Source organism: Falsihalocynthiibacter sp. SS001 (assembly GCF_042445055.1).
Lineage (GTDB): Bacteria > Pseudomonadota > Alphaproteobacteria > Rhodobacterales > Rhodobacteraceae > Falsihalocynthiibacter.
This window is the reverse complement of sequence record NZ_CP170339.1, coordinates 257,617-273,779: the sequence shown is the minus strand read 5'-3', so window position 1 is coordinate 273,779 and position 16,163 is coordinate 257,617. Positions and strand designations below refer to the sequence as shown.

Here is a 16,163-nt window from a genome sequence, read left to right as displayed (position 1 = left end):
CCGCAAGGGCGATCATGCCTCGATTTTCAAAAGTGGCGCATCTTTGCTTTCTGAAACACGCTCTGATGCCGTTAATTGGAGTGGCATTGCGAACTCATTTTCGACTGGTACCAAGAGCGGCTTTACCTGAGCTTGAGGCATTCCAAAGGCGATAAGGGTGCCGCCGCCCGTAAGCGGCGAAAGACGGCACGACATTTGCCGACCATTGAGAAGCCGTGCGTTAAAGCTCTGTTTCTCGCGCGGACCTGCTTGATTGAAGTATTCCTGAACGGCAACCCAGATACTGCTGGGTTCGCTTTGATGACGCCAGTATTTCATTGCGTCCGTAACTGTTGCCTCACCCAGCATCACGCCCGGATCAACGCCCCAAAGTTCGCTATACGCAGAGTTGGACATCGTCAGCATTCCGTCGTTGGTAAACACGGCGATTGCTTCGGAGAAGCTGTCCAGAACAGCCTGACTTGCCTCAAGTTCCCCGCGAAAATGCCGAGTTAGAGACATTTCGGACGAGATATCTTCAAACAGGAACGCAACCGCTCCATCCGGATGAGGGCGCCCCGTCACACGGTAGGTCTGACCTGACGCAAGCGACCATGTTTCACTGAATGTACCATCCTCGGCCGCGGCTTCAAGCGCGGCCATTTGCGCGCGCCAACTTTTGTAATTCTTGGGCTCTGGGATCATTTGCGCCTCTCGCAACTTGTCGAGAAAGTTGAACAACGTTGGACGCAACGAGAGAAACATTGGTTGCAGTCCCGTAAGGTCGGTAAGGGCGGGATTAAACAGAGCGAGCTGTCGTTTCTTGTCAAAAATCGCAAGACCCGTCGGCAGATGTGCGAAGGTTTTCGCGAGGGTTTGAACAAAATCGCGCAAGGCAGTTTCGGCGCGCACCGCACTGTCCGCGTTGGTCGCAAAATGAAGCGATTCTGACCCGATTGTTGAGCTATACACCTCATACCAGCGCGGTTTAGGCTCGTTTGGGAATGTCACAGACACCCGATGCATCCGCCCCTCGGGGGAGCCTTGAGACAGCGAGACTTTATCAAATACGCGCGCTGGCGGCCACGTTTTGACGGGGTTATCCGCGCTTTGATCGAATTCCTGTGCGAGAGCCATATATGAAGAATTCGCCCAAGTGATTTGCCCTTCGCCGGTTTGCTGCCACACTAGATAGGGCGATATTTCCGCAGTTTGGCGCAGCGTCGCCAGCTCATTCTGCATCGCATTCATGGAATGCGGATCGATGCTGGTTTCTGTTGCGGCGGCTTTGTCTTCGATCAATTCAATACGTGCAATTCCGTTCCACCACTCTGCGCGAATTTCGGCTTTGTCTGATGGGTCGGAGGTGCGGATATTAAGAATACCTTCCTTGGCCAGTTGCGTCATTTCAAGCGGAAGATTAGGAAAGCGCGAGTGGGTAAGAGAGCAGAAACGCTGCCAATCAGAAGTGCCCTTGGGTCGCGACTCAAGCAAGGCGAGCGCACGATCTGAGGCGTCCACAAGTGCCTCTTCATCAAACAGGAAGACCAGTGAGTTATCTTCGTTATGGATAAGCTCACGCGGTGCGAACTGTGGTTTTTGCCATGAGTAATAGGAAAAAAGAAACGCCCCGATCAGCGCCGCGATGAACGCGACGACGGTTGTAAAGGCGAGAATTTCAAATGTGACTGTGGCCAATGCTCTGATCCGGATTCATGTATCAGGTGGAGTTTCGCGCAGAGTGGTTAATGCACAGTTAACCTAAGGTTGTAATGTTTGGAACATCAAACCGTATAGGTTGGATTTTCGCCCAGACTGCCGCGATTGTCATCATGCACCGTCAGAACATCCAGCGGCCAGACGACCTCAACCACCGCGCCACATTTTTGCGGACGTTCGGCCGCCGCAAGGAACGGGTCGGCGCCATTGGCAAAGCTTAGTTCTGCACCTGAGCGTTCCAGCAAGGTCTTCGCGATAAACAATCCAAGCCCCATCCCCTCATAGCCGGGTCTGCGTTGTTTTTCGCCCGCCATACGTTTGCGCACGAAGGGTTCTCCGATGCGGCCGATCAGATGCGGAGGGAAGCCCGCGCCGTCGTCGACAATTCGAAACTGAATGCGGTCAGCGGTCCAAGCGAGATCAATCCACACGTTGCCGTTCGAGAAGTCTACGGCGTTTTGCACGAGATTACGCAGGCCGTGAATAACCTCTGGGCGGCGGTAAATCTCGGGGTGTTCGCGCGCGCCGCTCGGGGATGGCCCGACATGAAAATGGATCGTCGGGCCGCGGTCGAGGTGCGGCTCGGCGGCCTCGCGGACGACGGCCTCAAAGGGCGCGGTATGCATATGCAGATCGTCTTTGCCTGCGCGCCCCATTGAACGCAATATTTCACGACATCGATCCGCTTGGGTTCCGATGAGAATTGCATCCTCTTTGAGGTCCGAGCCGTCCTCAAGCTCATCCACCATCTCAGCGGCGGCGAGTTTTATTGTGGCGAGCGGCGTGCCCAACTCATGTGCGGCGGCCGCAACGACGCCCCCAAGATCCGTAAGCTTTTGTTCACGGGCAAGGGCCATTTGTGTGGCCAGCAAGGCCTCGGACATTGAGTGAATTTCATTTGTCACCCGCCGTGCATATAGAGCAAGGAAAACCGTGCCGATTACGATTGAAAGCCAAAACCCAAAGAGCAAAATAGGATCAAGCGCGTAAACATGGCCCTGCCCATCATGCAGCGGTATCCCCACAATCGCGAGCAAGGTGGTCAACGCCAGAGCGACCGCACCCAACAACAGTGTCGATTGCAAAGTCAAAACCGTTGCCGAGATCGTGACGGGTACAAGGATCAAAAGCGCGAACGGATTGTGCAAACCGCCCGTAAGATACAGCAGGAACATCAGCTGCGAGATATCAAACAGCAACATCAACACTGCTTGGCTTTCGCTTAGGCGCTTGTTCTCGGGATATACAAACATCGCGATAAAGTTCGCCATCACCGACGCTGAAATCGCCAGATAACAGAGACCCAGATCAAGCTGGATGTCGTAGTATTGACGGGCAACGAAAATCGCGAGGATCTGCCCGAAAATCGCCACCCATCTTAGGACGATAAGCGTGCGGAGCCTAATCCAGTCGCTGCGTGCGGATTGGTGAATGGCCAAGGATTGTGGTTCTGTCATCGAATACCCATATTGTGCGGCAAGTTGCACAGTTGCATGTCATGGTAAACACAGCGATGAACTGCGCGAAACCAAAAAGGATATCTGCATGGGACGTATCATACTAATCGCATCTGTTGGAGTGGCGGCTGTGTTGTTGGGGACAACGGCGTTTTTGTCGATGGGTTCCGGTGAATCCAAATTCGAGCAATGCAGCGTGAACAAGATCGCCGGCGGAACCTCAGCAATTGGCGGTCCGTTCTCTTTGATCGACGAAACAGGCACCCGCGTCTCGGATACCGAAGTCCTGACCAAACCATCTCTGATCTATTTTGGATATACATTCTGTCCCGATGTGTGTCCGCTGGATGCCTCCCGTAATGCAGAGGCCGTGGATATTCTAGACGCTGAGGGCGTAGAGACCACGCCGATCTTTATTTCCATCGATCCTGCCCGCGATACCCCAGAGGTCATGGCAGAATATACCGACGTCATGCATGAACGCATGATCGGGCTGACTGGTACAGAAGAGGACGTAAAAGCCGCCTCCCGTGCCTACAAGACCTACTACAGCAAGAACGACAGCGAAGATGACGAATATTATCTCGTGGACCACTCGACGTTTACATATCTTTATTTGCCCGAGCGCGGAGTGGTTGAGTACTTCAAACGCGACGATACCGCCGAAGATATGGCAGAGCGCGTGGCGTGCTTTGTGAATAACTCGTAGGTAACGCAGATGTTGGCTGTCGAAAATTGACCTCTTGGTATCGACTGCATACAAGTGATTGGCAGGACAACATATAGGTGCGCCCATGAAGGACCGTGAACTAGACGACATCGGTGAAGACAAGACGCTCTTGCTCTTGGACGATGACGAGCCGTTTTTGCGGCGCCTAGCGCGTGCGATGGAGAAGCGTGGCTTTGAGCCAGAGATGGCGGGTTCCGTTGCGGCGGGCCGCGCGATCGCGACGGCGCGCCCTCCTGCTTATGCGGTGATTGATCTGCGACTTGAGGATGGAAACGGGCTTGATGTTGTTGAGGTCCTTCGCGAGAAGCGGCCAGATGCAAAGATTATCGTTCTGACCGGATACGGAGCGATTGCGACGGCGGTTGCCGCCGTGAAAATTGGCGCGACGGACTACCTTTCCAAACCAGCCGACGCAAATGACATCGTAGGCGCGCTATTGGCCAAGACAGACGCTTTGCCTCCGCCACCTGATAATCCGATGTCTGCGGACCGTGTTCGTTGGGAACATATTCAACGTGTGTACGAGCTTTGTGATCGGAACGTCAGTGAAACCGCGCGGCGTTTGAATATGCACCGCCGCACGCTTCAACGCATCCTCGCCAAACGTTCTCCGCGTTAAAGTAGCGCCAAAAGCTCGGCATGACGCGCGGTGAAATCATTGCGCGTCTGAACGGGAGGCCTAAGAGTTATATCCAGACCCTCACGGTATTTCTGATCTGGCTTGCCAAACAGCTTGTCTGCTTCGGACTCCGAGAAGCCAGCGATTTGGGTGGCTTCCATCCATGCAGAAATCCGGTCTGCGCGTTTGATCTGTTTTTTGACAGATACTGGGATCTGCGCAGGGAGCCCAAACCTCACGTGGATGGCTGAAACCAAGCGCACATCCAGCGCCTCATACCCCGGACCAACGGCGGCCTTTACCGGCGAGATCATATCACCAATCACGTATTCCGGCGCGTCATGCAGGAGCGCAGCAAGCCGCCACTTAGCTGGGGCATTCGGCGCAATACGTCCATAGATTTGCTCGACAAGCAGCGAGTGCTCGGCCACGGAATACGCATAGTCTCCAGAGGTTTGCCCGTTCCAGCGCGCGACAAATGCAAGGCCGTGGGCGATATCTTCTATTTCGATATCCACGGGCGTTGGATCAAGCAGATCAAGGCGTCGTCCAGACAGCATACGTTGCCAAGCGCGCGGTTGTTTCGCCATAGATTTCGTTCCCTTGCGTTATTGTTATGGCTAGCCGCCGACCCTAGATAAGTAAAGAACTTCCCATTTTTAGGGCGGCTTTTGGGCGGCTTGCCTTATGTTGCCTAGGGATGCAAGGGGTGCTATTGGCCACCCAAACGCTTTGTAAAGGAACCACCCAATGGCGAACGACTATATCGTTAGAGACATTAGCCTCGCGGAATTCGGCCGCAAGGAATTGGATATCGCAGAAACAGAGATGCCGGGCCTTATGGCTTTGCGCGCGGAATATGGTGAAAGCAAACCCCTCAAGGGCGCTCGCATTGCCGGCTCACTTCATATGACGATCCAAACGGCGGTGCTGATCGAGACATTGGTCGCATTGGGTGCAGATGTGCGCTGGGCGTCGTGTAACATCTTCTCGACACAGGATCACGCGGCGGCGGCAATTGCTGCGGGTGGAACACCGGTCTTCGCAATCAAAGGCGAAACGCTTGAGGAATACTGGGACTACGCCGACAAGATTTTCCACTTCGAAGAAGGCACATGTAACCTCATCCTTGATGATGGTGGCGATGCGACAATGTACATCCTCTTGGGTGCGCGCGTCGAAGCGGGTGAAACGAATCTGATCGAAGTTCCGACAAGCGACGAAGAAGTGGCCTTCTTTGCGCAAATCAAAAAGCGCCTCAAAGAGTCACCCGGCTGGTTCACAAAACAGCGTGACGCAATTCAGGGTGTTTCTGAGGAAACAACAACTGGTGTGCACCGTCTTTATGATCTGGTGAAGTCTGGCCACCTGCCGTTCCCTGCGATCAACGTGAATGACTCGGTTACCAAATCGAAATTCGACAACAAGTATGGCTGTAAAGAGAGCCTTGTAGACGGCATTCGCCGCGCAACTGACACGATGATGGCCGGTAAGGTTGCCGTTGTGTGCGGTTATGGTGATGTGGGCAAAGGCAGCGCCGCAAGCCTTCGTGGCGCGGGCGCACGGGTTAAGGTAACCGAAATCGATCCGATTTGCGCGCTTCAGGCTGCGATGGATGGATTTGAAGTGGTTGTACTTGAGGACGTAGTTTCCTCGGCTGATATCTTTATCACGACGACGGGCAACAAAGACATCATTCGCATTGAGCACATGCGCGAAATGAAGGACATGGCGATCGTTGGCAATATTGGCCACTTCGACAATGAAATTCAGGTCGCTTCGCTCAAGAACCACAAGTGGACTAATATCAAAGACCAAGTTGATATGATCGAGATGCCATCCGGCAATCGCTTGATCCTGCTGTCCGAAGGACGCTTGCTGAACCTTGGCAACGCCACTGGGCATCCGTCTTTTGTTATGTCTGCCAGCTTTACCAATCAGGTTCTGGCGCAGATCGAGCTTTGGACCAAAGGCAACGAGTACAAGAACGACGTGTATATCCTGCCCAAGCACCTCGACGAGAAAGTCGCCCGTCTGCATTTGGATCGCATCGGTGTGAAGCTCTCGAAACTTGCCAAAGATCAGGCTGATTATATCGGTGTGTCCGTGGATGGACCGTATAAGCCAGAGCATTACCGCTACTAAGCTAGCGATATTTCGAGCCTTTAGCCGTCCCATTGATTTGGGGCGGCTTTTTTGTTTGCGAAGTTTTCTTTGTGAAAGCACCCAATTTTGCTACGCTCCCGATCAGAGCATATTCAGCTCGCAGCTTTTAACGGGCAGTGCCCATCATTTACGGAGACTTATTGTGGGAAAACGGGACGACCTAATTGCAAAATACGCCGACGATTTAAAGAACAAATGCGGCATTACGCCAGATATGGATTTGCTTACGAAGGTCACGATCGGCTGTGGTCCAGCGATCTATGACGATGATGCATCTACGGTAGCAGGCTCGCAGCCGTCCGAACTCGAAACGGTCAAAAACAACTTTCTCATCAAGAAACTCGCAATGTCCGATGGCCCGCAATTGATGGAGGGTATTCAATCCGTCCTCAATACATACGGTCAGTCAGAGCGTAACAAATACCGCGCGGTCGTGTATTATATGCTGGTGAAGCATTTTAATCGTGAGCATATCTACGGCTAGTTTCTGTTTGGGCGTCCTCGTTTTGGGGGCGCCTTTACCTGTTAATGCATCATAAAGCATTGATATTAATTCAAATTTTAGGAATGAAAAGCTTGAGAATGCGCGCTTGCTGGGATACCCATGGCTTATCCCGTCAGGACGACAGGAACCTTACATAACACGTGTGGTGCTCAGTGAAGCGCGTGGGGTGATGGAGGGTTCCGAGTGGGTCGGGACCCTCCAATTTTATTGTGCAGCAGCCATCAGGCGATAGACGATCTGTGCTGTGGTGAAATCCCACGCGATCTCGCCGTTAGGGGCAAGTTCAACAACGTCAATGCCCACGCATTTCCGCCCCTTGAGTGCATGCTCAACCAGATGCAGCGCTTGATAATACCCAAGGCCGCCAGGAACAGCCGTACCAGTTGCGGGCATTTGCGAGGGGTCCAATCCGTCCACATCAAATGAGACATACACGTGCTCTGGAAAATCTTCGGGAAGATCGACTGCGTGTATTCCCTCTGTCACCAATTTCTCGGCATCCACATAGAACACGTTGTTGCGCGCGCGGCTTTCTGTCTCTTGCTCACAGAGTGCGCGCACACCAAATTGCGCAAGCTTAATTCCCTCCTCCGAGAGCAGGTGCATGACCGACGCGTGCGAGTGCTTCTCGTCTTGATAGGCAATACGAAGATCAGCGTGCGCGTCGATCTGGATCACGCCAATCGGTTCCCCCAAGGCCCGCGCAACTCCCATTACGGCCCCATAAGAAAGCGAATGCTCGCCACCTAATGTTACGGGAATACGTCCGTCACGCGCGGCGCTGGATGTGCGCTCTGCGATACGCTCCATCACCTCTGGCAATGTGCCTTCGCAATCCACTTCTGTTTCGGTGAAAATGCCCGATGCACAGGGAACCGATCCGTTACAGAGGCGCTCAAGCTCATTGCTGGCTTCAAGGATGGCGGCAGGGCCGGCTTGGGTGCCGGCACCATAGGAAACGGTCCGCTCAAGCGGTACAGGGATAACCCGAAACAACGCGGATTCATCACGCTCGCTGGCGGTTAGTTCGCTCTCAAGAAAGATCGACATTTAGGAAAGCCTATTGCGGAAGTTGGTATAGTTGAATTTGCGTACCATCGTGAGCTCGTCTGTTTCCGAGTTCCACAACGCAATCGACGGGAGCGCAACGCCATTGAAGGTGTTGGTTTTGACCATCGAGTAATGCGCCTGATCAAGGAACGCGATGCGCTCTCCGATCTTGAGCAGTTCGGCGCGGGAATAGTCACCGATCACATCCCCAGCAAGGCAAGAAGGCCCGCCCAGTCTATATAGGTGCCCCTCGCTAACTTCGTTCAGCATCGCAGGGCGATAGGGTGCCTCGATCACGTCGGGCATATGGCAGGTGGCGGAAATGTCGGTGATCGCAAGGTTCATACCGTTGGTCGGTAGATCGAGGATTTCGCCCACCAGAATGCCAGCGTCCAACGCCACGGCTTCGCCTGGCTCAAGGTAAATTTGCAAGCCGGTTCTCGTCCGCAGGTCCTTGATGAACTCAATCAGAGCCGTACGATCATAATCTGCACGGGTGATATGATGACCGCCACCAAAGTTGAGCCATTTGAGCTGGTCAGCATAAGGCAGAATTCGAGCCTCAATCGCGTCCCATGTCCGTTTCAGTGGCTCAAACCCTTGTTCGCAAAGCGTATGGAAATGAAGGCCGTCGACACCCTCTAAATCTTTATCGGTAAGCTGTGAAATCGGAATACCCAAGCGCGAACAAGGCGCGCAGGGATCATACTTGGGAATTTCACCCTCGGAATGTTCGGGGTTAATCCGTAGGCCAACCTGAACGGGCTTGGATGCGGCACTAACGCGCGGCAGGAACCGCTCTTTCTGGCCGATAGAGTTGAAAATGAGGTGATCGGAGAGTGCGATAATTTCATCGATCTCGCTCTCTTTATAACCCGCACAGAAGGTCGCAACCTCACCGCCGTACTCTTCGCGAGCGAGCCGCGCTTCGTACAGGCCAGAGGCGCATGTGCCATGCAGATATTGACGTATCATCGGCGCAAGGGCGAACATCGAGAACGCCTTGAGCGCCGAGAGGATATGCGCGCCCGATTGGTCCGCAACCTCGGCAAGCATCGCAAGGTTACGCGCAATCGCGATTTCATCCACCACGAAACACGGGCTAGGAACGCGCGCCAAATCAAAGCGTTCGAATGCGCCCGCGTCACCAGCCTGTGTTTGCATGAATTCGGTCATTTCTAGAACTCCACTGGTCCTTCAAGCTCGTGCACTTGCCACGGAAGTCCGTGCTCGTTGAGCATATCCATGAATGCGTCTGGGTCGAGTTGCTCCATGTTCCACACACCCGGATCGCGCCAGATACCCTTAAGGACCATCGCTGCACCAATCATAGCAGGAACACCCGTGGTGTAGGACACCGCTTGGCTACCGACCTCTTCGTAACATACTTCGTGGTCACAGACGTTGTAGATGTAATAGGTCTTTTCTTCACCGTCTTTCAGACCAGTCGCGATATCACCGATACAGGTCTTGCCCTTGGTCAATTCGCCAAGCTCGGAAGGATCAGGCAGAACAGATTTGAGGAACTGAAGCGGGATGATCTCTTGGCCGTTGTGCATGACGGGCTCAATCGAAGTCATGCCGATCCCCTCAAGCACACGGACGTGGTTGATGTAGGCATCACCGAATGTCATCCAGAAACGCGCACGCTTGATCTCGGGGAAGTGGGTTTTCAGGCTTTCGAGTTCTTCGTGGTACATAAGGTACATGTTTTTCACGCCGACCTCAGGGAAGTCGTATGCAACCTTATGTGTCATCGCGGGTGTGGTGACCCAATCGCCATTCTCCCAGTGCCGCGCTTCGGCGGTGACTTCGCGGATGTTGATCTCGGGATTGAAGTTTGTGGCGAAAGCCTTGCCGTTATCGCCGCCATTGCAATCCAGAATGTCGATCTGTGTGATCGTGTCGAGCTTGTGTTTCTTTAGCCAAGTCGCGAACACCGAAGTAACGCCCGGATCAAAACCAGAGCCAAGAATACAGGTCAGGCCAGCTTCTTTGAACTTGTCTTGATAGGCCCACTGCCAGTGGTACTCAAATTTCGCTTCATCTTCGGGCTCGTAGTTCGCCGTGTCGAGATAATGGATTCCCGCTTCGAGGCAGGCATCCATCAGTTTCAAATCCTGATAAGGAAGTGCGAGGTTCACAAGGAGTTCGGCACCAGACGAGCGGATAAGCGCAACTACTGCGTCCACGTCCATCGCGTCGACTTCGGCGGTATTGATGGTCACACCAGTGCGCTCTTTTACGCTCGCGGCGATCTCGTCGCACTTGAATATGCGGCGCGATGCCAGCGTGATCTCGGTAAAGATATCCGAGTTCATAGCCATTTTATGTACAGCGGCGGATGATACTCCACCTGCTCCGATGACGAGTGTTTTGCCCATCTTTCCCTCCTGATAGAGTGATTATTCGTAGTAAGTATAACCGTTAATGCTATCGCGGTAAGCCGCCATAAGCGTTTTTCGGTCCCGAGCGTTTAGACGTTTTTCCGAGATTTCCTTGTCGATCCGTGCGCGGAATGCGTCAACACAATCACGCGGATCATATTCGACATATGAAAGAACCTCGGCGATAGTGTCGCCCTCTTGTTCATGCACAAGATCAAAGCTCCCGTCATCGCGCAGGTCGATTGTCGCGACGTTGGTATCGCCGAACAGGTTATGCAGATCACCAAGCGTTTCTTGATACGCCCCGACAAAGAACGCGCCGATATAGTAGTTCTTTTCGGTGTCTAGCGAATGGACGGGCAGGGATGGCGAAATGCCATCGGCAAGGATGAACTTGTCGATCTTGCCGTCCGAGTCACAGGTAATATCCGAAAGCACCGCGCGGCGGTCAGGTGCCGTATTGAGCATCTGAAGCGGAACCATCGGATGGATCTGATCAATCGCCCAAACATCAGGAAGAGATTGAAACAGCGAGAAATTACAGTGGTAGATGTCTGCAAGTTGCTCAAGATGCGCGTCCACATCCGGCGCGGTGCCGACCTCTGGAGCGATCTCTTTGATCTTGGACATCAGGTAGAGGTATATCCGCTCGGCCCGCGCCATTTGGCGAAGGTCTATATATCCACGACGGAAAAGCGCACGCAGCTCCGCACGATAGAAATCGGCATCGTTGATACATTCCTGAAGGCGCTGTGGCCCCAAGTACCCCGAGATCGCCGCAAGATCGGACACAAAGTGGTGGTCGTCTTCGGCGGGCGGTGTCTCTTTGTTGGAGTCATAGAGCGTCGCTTCTAGGACGTTGAACACCAACATCGAAGAGGTCGCAACAACGGCGCGCCCGCTCTCGGTTACGATGATCGGATGGGGGATTTCGGCCTCGTCCATTGCGTAGGCGACGGTCTCAACCACATTTGCGCTGTATTCATCGACGGAATAGTTGATCGAGTTTTCGCTTGTCGTTTTCTCGCCGGTGTAATCGACACCAAGGCCACCCCCCAGATCAAGATGGGAAAGCGGCGCGCCTTCGCGTGTGAGTTCAACAAAATAGCGACAGGCTTCACCAACGGCGCGGCGTACATCGTTCACATCGGGGATCTGGCTTCCGAGGTGGGAATGTTGGAATTTCAGGCAATGCAACAGACCCGCCGCTTTCAAACGGTCAACAACGTCAACAAGCTGGTTGGTATGCATCCCGAATGTCGAACGGTCGCCCGAACTTTCGGCCCAGTTTCCGCTTATGCGATTGGTGAGTTTTACGCGAACGCCAAGGCGCGGCTCCTCGCCCAATTCTTCATAAACCGCAAGAACAGTGTCGAGTTCCTTGGGGCTCTCCAGAACAATAACCGTGTTGAACCCAAGCTTGCGAGAAAGGATCGCCAAGCGGATAAACTCGGCATCTTTAACGCCATTACACACGATAAGCGCATCACGCGCCAAGGGCTGTGCGAGGGCAATGACAAGCTCTGGCTTGGACCCCGCTTCGAGCCCATAAGAATAGGGTTTACCAAACTCAACGATGCGGTCGATGACCTGCGCTTGTTGGTTCACCTTGATCGGAAATACCGCGCGATAATCGTTTTGATAGCCGACACGTTTGATCGCCTTCGCGAAGCTCTCGTTGATTGTGCGAATGCTGCTTTCCAGAAAGGAGCTTACACGTAATACAAGCGGCGCATGGATGCCCCGTTCCTCAAGATCATGAAGAATAGACGGAAGGCTCACCGCAGGCGCATCAGGATTCAGCGGATTCTTGAGGCCAAGATCGCCATTCTCCATCACGGACACAAGGTCCATGCCCCATCTGTCGATGGCATATACAGAGTTCGCAGGTGTCGAAGTATCAGTCACGGCAGCGTCCATTCACAATAATATTGACGGTCACATGAAAAGTTTTTCGCTCAATACGCTTTCCCCGACGTATTGCAATTGAAATCTGTCGGGGGTTACAATTTCACTCCAGCCAACTCGCAGACAATATCCCATTCTTCGGGCGTTACGGGCTGAACCGAGAGCCGCGTATTGTTCACGAGCGCCATATTTTCAAGGCGCGGGTCTTCTTTGCACATCGCAAGAGTGACGGGATTTTGCACTGGTTTTACGGCGCGAATATCCACGCATTCCCAGCGCTCATCGTCGGTGGTGCTATCTGGGTGTACAGTTTTGCAGACCTCGACGATTCCAACAACGGCTTTCTCTTTCTGCGAGTGATAGAAAAATCCAAGATCGCCAAGCTCCATCAAGCGCATATTGTTCCGCGCCTGATAGTTCCGCACACCGTCCCATTCTTCGCCTACGTCCCCTTTGGCGACCTGATCATCCCAGCTCCAAGTGCTTGGTTCTGATTTGAACAACCAAAAGGCCATTATCCGATCACCCGATTCCAAAGTTGCAGATCGACGGATTCAAACAAACCCGCCTTGGCGTAGGGATCATTATCGGCCCACTCTTGCGCTTCGGCAATGGTTGTGACGTTCAAAATAACGAGCGATCCGCACATATCACCGTTTTCATCCAGAAACGGCCCCGCTTGGGCGACGCCTGTGGCCTTCAGGTACGCAACATGCGCGTCACGGTTTGCTTTGCGCACTTCAAGAGCACCGGGTTTGTCTTTGGCGATTAGGGCTACGAACATTTATTCCTCCTTCAGGGGACGTGCGAGGAGTGCTTCCATCGCGTCTTTGATATTCAGTTTATTGGCCAGAATTGCTGCAACGACGCGCGTGATTGGCATGTCTATTCCGTGCTTTTGAGCAAGGTTAGAGACAGCTTCTGCGGTTTTCGCGCCTTCGACCGTTTGATTGGGGTCAAAACTGGTTTGCGCACCGATGGCATATCCAAAACTGTAATTCCGGCTGCGTTGTGATGTGCAGGTAAGCGTCAAATCACCAAATCCCGACAAGCCAGCGAGCGTTTTGGGTTCGGCGCCAAGGGCAATCGCGAGGCGTTGAATTTCGGCATAACCGCGCGTCATGACCGCCGCACGCGCACTCTCGCCATACCCCGCGCCAATGGCGGCGCCGCAGGCGATTGCGATGACGTTCTTGAGCGCGCCGCCAAGTTCGGCCCCCGTAACATCGGACGTTCGATATAACCTGAGTGCAGGTGTCGAAAGTTCGGATTGTATGTCCTTGAGGGACTCGCTCGGCCCCGCAAGCGTCAGCGCGGTTGGAAGCCCCGCCGCGATGTCCACGGCAAAACTTGGCCCAGTCAAGACGCACGCCGTGGCCGAAGGCACTTTTGATTTGATCGTCGCAGTCGGCCCCAGACCAGTCGCAAGATCTACGCCCTTACAGCACGCAACGAGAATCTTACCCGCGAATAGTGCCGCGTTAGTCTCTAGAAACGCGGCAAGCCTTTGGGTGGGAATGACCAGCAGGATGATTTCCGCTTGGCAGGCTTTGGTCAGGTCCGAAGTAATGCCTAACGCTTCGGGCAAGTGTGCATCCGGTAGACGCAAGGCGTTCACCCGCTCTGTACACATACTCTCCACCGCAGAGTCATCCCGCGCCCAGAGGGTGATGTCTGGCCGCGCGTTCGCGAGCGTTATTGCGAGGGCCGTGCCGAATGCGCCAGCGCCAAGAACGGATATGCTCATGCTTTTGCTCCCTTCTTTCCAGAGCCAAGCATAGATTTGCTAGCCGTGTCGAGGGGCCATCTGGGACGGGCGGACAAGGTCATGTCGTCTTGGTGCCCAGCGCGAAAACGCTCAAGCCCCGCCCAAGCGATCATCGCGGCATTATCCGTACAGAGCGCAAGCGGCGGTGCTAGAAAACGAGTGTTGTTCTCGGCAGCAACAGTCTCTAACGCGCTGCGAATGTCCATATTTGCGGAAACCCCGCCCGCAACGGCAAAGGTCGGCACGGGCGGATTTTCGGCAAGGTAAACTGTCAGCGCGCGCCGTGATTTTTCATTAAGCACAGCGGTCACGGATTGCTGAAACCCTGCGCTGAGGTCGGCCTGATCCTGTTTGGTTAGTCCACCTTTGGCAGCAACCACAGAATCCCGCGCTCGAAGCACCGCAGTCTTGAGGCCAGAAAACGACATATCGCACCCCGCCCGATCAAGGAGTGGTCGAGGGAAGCGGAACCGAGCGGGATCGCCGTTAAGGGCCGCTTGCTCCACATTCGGCCCACCTGGTTGGGGCAGTGCGAGCAGTCTGGCGATTTTATCGAAGGCCTCGCCAGGCGCATCATCAATCGTCCCGCCGAGCCGTGTGAAGTCATCGACGCCACGGACAATCAGGAACTGGCAATGCCCACCAGACACCAGAAGCATCAAATAAGGAAACGGAACTGAATCCGTAAGCCGAGGAGTCAGCGCGTGCCCCGCCAAATGATTGACCCCGATAAGCGGCGTCCCTGTCGCGGCGGCAATACCCTTGGCGCACATAACGCCAGAGATTACCCCGCCAATCAGCCCCGGTCCGGATGTGACGGCAATCGCATCCAGTTCAGAAAACGAAAGGTCGGCCGCGGCCATAACGTCCGCGACGCAGTAATCCAGCTTCTCGGCATGTGCGCGCGCGGCAATTTCGGGAACGACGCCGCCGAAATCCTTGTGCAGTTCAGCTTGTCCGACCACGACTTGCGCCAGTATCTCGGGCTCGGAGCCTTCGGTATGGCGCACGATTGCCGCTGCGGTGTCGTCGCAGCTACTTTCAATTCCGAGAACAGTGAGTTGCCTTGGCATTCGCGATCCTTTCTATTGGCAGGTAACATTCTCGTTCACGCTAAACAATCGGTAGTTTCCCAATGTCCAGCCAAGCCCCGATACTGTTGCTTACGCGGCCTTTAGGTGCGGCGGAGGATTTTGTTAAGCGATTAAAGATGCCAACCGATGCGCAGTTTATATTGGCACCCTTGATGCGAATTGAAACACTTAGCGCTCCGCAAGAGTTTGAGGCAGCGGTGTTAACCTCCAGAAATGGGGTTGTGAGCGAGGGCGTGGGTCGTGTCGCCTATTGCGTCGGAGCGCGGACAGCAGAACGGGCGATTGAGCAAGGTTACGAGGTGCGCCACACCGCGTTGGATGCAGAGCGCTTGGTGGCTTGGCTCGTCTCTAACCCGCCTGAAAATGACCTTTTGCATATGCGCGGTGAGTATGCGCGCGGCGAGATTGCCAAACGCCTGAGCGATGCGGGCATTCGATGTGACGAGCAGATCGTATATCGGCAAGTTGCTACGCCACTAACCCAAGAAGCGTTCGAAGTTCTGCGCCGCGATCAGGATGTGCTGATCCCTCTATTTTCTCCTCGTTCTGCGACTTTGTTCGTTGAAGAATGCACGCGCCTTGGGTTGGATTTACGCGAAAATAAGCATGCAAAGATCATCGCACTGAGCCAAGATGTCGCGCATTGCATCCCGAAGCAGTTGAGCGCTAATATAGTGGTATGTTCTGAACCTAGTGGCGATAAGATGCTTCAAATTGTTCAGGGTTTTTTCAAGGATTGAACCTTGTTGGAGCTGAAGGTAAGCCTAAATATTATTTATGA

General features: G+C 54.0%; 16 protein-coding genes. 5 read left to right on the top strand and 11 right to left on the bottom strand.

What is annotated here, in order from left to right:
• Positions 1-12: 12 nt before the first annotated feature.
• Both ACFE33_RS01305 and regB read right to left on the bottom strand, forming a co-directional pair.
• The gene (locus ACFE33_RS01305; protein ID WP_380055861.1) at positions 13-1,677 is read right to left on the bottom strand and encodes a PAS-domain containing protein; all 1,665 of its coding nucleotides are present in this window, start codon (positions 1,675-1,677) and stop codon (positions 13-15) included.
• 86 nt (positions 1,678-1,763) lie between these two features.
• A complete protein-coding gene (gene regB / locus ACFE33_RS01300; protein ID WP_380055858.1) occupies positions 1,764-3,155 on the bottom strand; it encodes a sensor histidine kinase RegB in 1,392 nt (463 codons plus the stop codon).
• 88 nt (positions 3,156-3,243) lie between these two features.
• On the opposite strand from regB, the gene ACFE33_RS01295 reads away from it, so the two are divergent.
• Both ACFE33_RS01295 and ACFE33_RS01290 read left to right on the top strand, forming a co-directional pair.
• Positions 3,244-3,864 (top strand): SCO family protein, encoded by a 621-nt coding sequence (locus tag ACFE33_RS01295; RefSeq protein ID WP_380055856.1) that lies wholly within the window; start codon positions 3,244-3,246, stop codon positions 3,862-3,864.
• A gap of 85 nt (positions 3,865-3,949) precedes the next feature.
• A complete protein-coding gene (locus ACFE33_RS01290) occupies positions 3,950-4,504 on the top strand; it encodes an ActR/PrrA/RegA family redox response regulator transcription factor (protein WP_380055854.1) in 555 nt (184 codons plus the stop codon).
• Here ACFE33_RS01290 and ACFE33_RS01285 read toward each other — a convergent pair.
• The gene (locus ACFE33_RS01285; RefSeq protein WP_380055852.1) at positions 4,501-5,094 is read right to left on the bottom strand and encodes an HD domain-containing protein; all 594 of its coding nucleotides are present in this window, start codon (positions 5,092-5,094) and stop codon (positions 4,501-4,503) included. The genes ACFE33_RS01290 and ACFE33_RS01285 overlap by 4 nt on opposite strands.
• 160 nt (positions 5,095-5,254) lie before the next feature.
• Between ACFE33_RS01285 and ahcY the strand changes: the two genes are divergently transcribed.
• Together ahcY and ACFE33_RS01275 are read left to right on the top strand one after the other, a co-directional pair.
• Positions 5,255-6,649 carry an adenosylhomocysteinase gene (ahcY, locus tag ACFE33_RS01280; protein WP_380055849.1) on the top strand — a complete coding sequence of 465 codons (1,395 nt, stop codon included), beginning with the start codon at positions 5,255-5,257 and terminating at the stop codon, positions 6,647-6,649.
• 163 nt (positions 6,650-6,812) lie between these two features.
• Positions 6,813-7,154, top strand: a complete 342-nt coding sequence (locus tag ACFE33_RS01275; RefSeq protein ID WP_380055846.1) for a DUF2853 family protein — start codon at positions 6,813-6,815, stop codon at positions 7,152-7,154.
• 225 nt (positions 7,155-7,379) lie between these two features.
• Here the strand turns inward: ACFE33_RS01275 and speB are convergent, their stop codons facing one another.
• From speB to tsaD, 8 genes are all read right to left on the bottom strand, one after another.
• Positions 7,380-8,225, bottom strand: coding sequence for an agmatinase (gene speB / locus ACFE33_RS01270; RefSeq protein WP_380055843.1), 846 nt, complete (start codon positions 8,223-8,225; stop codon positions 7,380-7,382).
• The gene (gene nspC / locus ACFE33_RS01265; RefSeq protein ID WP_380055840.1) at positions 8,226-9,401 is read right to left on the bottom strand and encodes a carboxynorspermidine decarboxylase; all 1,176 of its coding nucleotides are present in this window, start codon (positions 9,399-9,401) and stop codon (positions 8,226-8,228) included.
• Between the two features lie 2 nt (positions 9,402-9,403).
• On the bottom strand, positions 9,404-10,609 hold the full coding sequence (locus ACFE33_RS01260; RefSeq protein ID WP_380055837.1) for a saccharopine dehydrogenase family protein: 1,206 nt from the start codon (positions 10,607-10,609) through the stop codon (positions 9,404-9,406).
• Between the two features lie 21 nt (positions 10,610-10,630).
• On the bottom strand, positions 10,631-12,532 hold the full coding sequence (speA, locus tag ACFE33_RS01255; RefSeq protein ID WP_380055835.1) for a biosynthetic arginine decarboxylase: 1,902 nt from the start codon (positions 12,530-12,532) through the stop codon (positions 10,631-10,633).
• 83 nt (positions 12,533-12,615) lie between these two features.
• The gene (locus tag ACFE33_RS01250) at positions 12,616-13,035 is read right to left on the bottom strand and encodes an EVE domain-containing protein (RefSeq protein WP_380055832.1); all 420 of its coding nucleotides are present in this window, start codon (positions 13,033-13,035) and stop codon (positions 12,616-12,618) included.
• Entirely contained in the window at positions 13,035-13,304 is a 270-nt protein-coding gene (locus ACFE33_RS01245; protein ID WP_380055829.1) for a YciI family protein, read from the bottom strand. The genes ACFE33_RS01250 and ACFE33_RS01245 overlap by 1 nt, the downstream gene beginning before the upstream one ends.
• Positions 13,305-14,267 (bottom strand): NAD(P)H-dependent glycerol-3-phosphate dehydrogenase, encoded by a 963-nt coding sequence (locus ACFE33_RS01240; RefSeq protein ID WP_380055827.1) that lies wholly within the window; start codon positions 14,265-14,267, stop codon positions 13,305-13,307.
• Positions 14,264-15,361, bottom strand: a complete 1,098-nt coding sequence (gene tsaD / locus ACFE33_RS01235) for a tRNA (adenosine(37)-N6)-threonylcarbamoyltransferase complex transferase subunit TsaD (RefSeq protein ID WP_380055824.1) — start codon at positions 15,359-15,361, stop codon at positions 14,264-14,266. The genes ACFE33_RS01240 and tsaD overlap by 4 nt, the downstream gene beginning before the upstream one ends.
• A gap of 62 nt (positions 15,362-15,423) precedes the next feature.
• Here tsaD and ACFE33_RS01230 point away from each other — a divergent pair, with 62 nt between their 5' ends.
• On the top strand, positions 15,424-16,122 hold the full coding sequence (locus ACFE33_RS01230; protein ID WP_380055821.1) for a uroporphyrinogen-III synthase: 699 nt from the start codon (positions 15,424-15,426) through the stop codon (positions 16,120-16,122).
• Positions 16,123-16,163 lie beyond the last annotated feature (41 nt).

What these genes read in the sequence shown, in the direction of transcription:
- regB (WP_380055858.1), bottom strand. Translation starts at nt 3,155, where the DNA reads ATGACAGAACCACAATCCTTGGCCATTCACCAATCCGCACGCAGCGAC.
- ACFE33_RS01295 (WP_380055856.1), top strand. Translation starts at nt 3,244, where the DNA reads ATGGGACGTATCATACTAATCGCATCTGTTGGAGTGGCGGCTGTGTTG.
- ACFE33_RS01290 (WP_380055854.1), top strand. Translation starts at nt 3,950, where the DNA reads ATGAAGGACCGTGAACTAGACGACATCGGTGAAGACAAGACGCTCTTG.
- ACFE33_RS01285 (WP_380055852.1), bottom strand. Translation starts at nt 5,094, where the DNA reads ATGGCGAAACAACCGCGCGCTTGGCAACGTATGCTGTCTGGACGACGC.
- ahcY (WP_380055849.1), top strand. Translation starts at nt 5,255, where the DNA reads ATGGCGAACGACTATATCGTTAGAGACATTAGCCTCGCGGAATTCGGC.
- speB (WP_380055843.1), bottom strand. Translation starts at nt 8,225, where the DNA reads ATGTCGATCTTTCTTGAGAGCGAACTAACCGCCAGCGAGCGTGATGAA.
- nspC (WP_380055840.1), bottom strand. Translation starts at nt 9,401, where the DNA reads ATGACCGAATTCATGCAAACACAGGCTGGTGACGCGGGCGCATTCGAA.
- ACFE33_RS01260 (WP_380055837.1), bottom strand. Translation starts at nt 10,609, where the DNA reads ATGGGCAAAACACTCGTCATCGGAGCAGGTGGAGTATCATCCGCCGCT.
- speA (WP_380055835.1), bottom strand. Translation starts at nt 12,532, where the DNA reads ATGGACGCTGCCGTGACTGATACTTCGACACCTGCGAACTCTGTATAT.
- ACFE33_RS01250 (WP_380055832.1), bottom strand. Translation starts at nt 13,035, where the DNA reads ATGGCCTTTTGGTTGTTCAAATCAGAACCAAGCACTTGGAGCTGGGAT.
- ACFE33_RS01245 (WP_380055829.1), bottom strand. Translation starts at nt 13,304, where the DNA reads ATGTTCGTAGCCCTAATCGCCAAAGACAAACCCGGTGCTCTTGAAGTG.
- ACFE33_RS01240 (WP_380055827.1), bottom strand. Translation starts at nt 14,267, where the DNA reads ATGAGCATATCCGTTCTTGGCGCTGGCGCATTCGGCACGGCCCTCGCA.
- tsaD (WP_380055824.1), bottom strand. Translation starts at nt 15,361, where the DNA reads ATGCCAAGGCAACTCACTGTTCTCGGAATTGAAAGTAGCTGCGACGAC.
- ACFE33_RS01230 (WP_380055821.1), top strand. Translation starts at nt 15,424, where the DNA reads ATGTCCAGCCAAGCCCCGATACTGTTGCTTACGCGGCCTTTAGGTGCG.